Annotated in this window: 2 protein-coding genes; both read left to right on the forward strand. The window is 34.0% G+C overall.

Translation table 11 applies throughout. The annotated features are described in order from the left end of the window. Window positions 1-62 precede the first annotated feature (62 nt). A complete protein-coding gene (locus HMPREF3144_RS01190) occupies window positions 63-1,025 on the forward strand; it encodes a hypothetical protein (protein ID WP_070475820.1) in 963 nt (320 codons plus the stop codon). Between the two features lie 68 nt (window positions 1,026-1,093). Then, on the forward strand, window positions 1,094-1,262 hold a 169-nt coding region (locus HMPREF3144_RS11340; protein WP_141742702.1), incomplete at its 3' end, for a transposase.

Below are 1,262 nucleotides of genomic sequence, written 5' to 3' on the forward strand. Positions count from 1 at the left end.
GCATAATGTGAGCAGAAAGTGCTGGGTCATTACAACTCAAAATATTTTACAAACAAAAATTAATGAAAGCGACCAAACAGGAAAACGAAAATCAATCCTCACAGAATAACCTAATGACTACAGATCTTTCTGCTTTAGATTCTGTCAAAATATTCATTAATATTGTTGCCCCTATTATTTTATTTCTAAGCGGTACAACAATTTGGCAAAGCCTAAATGAACTCGGTCTATCGCATCTTTTTCTGGCGACAATAAAATCAGACGCAACCTTTTTGCTAATAAGCGTATTTTTACTCGTAACTTCATATGTACTAGCAAGTTATATACTATTAGTAATACTGAGCTTAATTTTACTCTATCATAAAGGTAAATCCCTATATCATATCCCCATTATATTAACTCTTGTAAGTTTTATACTAATACTTATAGTTACTTGGCTTTTTTTTAAATGGCATGGCGTTAAATTAACTTTAATAACGAGTTATATCATTATGGTTATCTATTTTTATATTGCTCGAACATCGAAGCAACTCGAGATACCAAATAAAACTTTTTCCACTAAAAACTTCTTAATCGCCCTGGTAGCATTAACACTTGTTTTTACACTTCCGTTAACATTTTCACAATCAATTGGCAAACAATTTATTATACGTATGGCCTCTTTTAGTCAGCTACCCAGTAATGCCTCTTGGTATGTTTTAGATGAAGATTACATTAGAAGATTCAAACTTAAGCAACAATTAAAAATCAATAATATTACAACAAATCAATTACTAAACTTAAAAGAACGAATTGCAAGAACAACTCAAGACAGTAAATCTTACCTATCCTCTACCGATTTGCCATATCAGCAACATCCAAATACTCTGTATGGATATTTCTTATGGAATGTTGGTGAAACTCGCGTATTCTGTCCAGACTATTTCAATTTGAAGGAATTAAAAAAACCTTATTATAAAGCTATTGTCTCAAACTGCTTAATTATTAAAGAGCGATTTATAGAGCCTTCAGTAGGGATTCAATAAAGCGCATGGGGTAATCTCCCCTCAGAACCGTAGTGATTTGAGGTAGAATTTTCTATAAAGGAAATTCAATGCGTAAATCAAGATATACCGATAGTCAAATTTTAGCGATTCTTAAGCAGGCAGAGGCCGGTACGCCGCTGCCTGCGCTTTGTCGTGAGCACGGCATGAGCAGTGCCACCTTCTATAAATGGCGTGCCAAATATGGTGAGACCTTTGCAATAACCCCTCAAACTTCCT

The organism is Oligella sp. HMSC05A10 (assembly GCF_001808335.1).
Lineage (GTDB): Bacteria > Pseudomonadota > Gammaproteobacteria > Burkholderiales > Burkholderiaceae_B > Oligella > Oligella urethralis.

Bases quoted from the DNA above. Each gene is read 5' to 3' on its own strand.
- HMPREF3144_RS01190 (WP_070475820.1), top strand. From the start codon at position 63: ATGAAAGCGACCAAACAGGAAAACGAAAATCAATCCTCACAGAATAAC.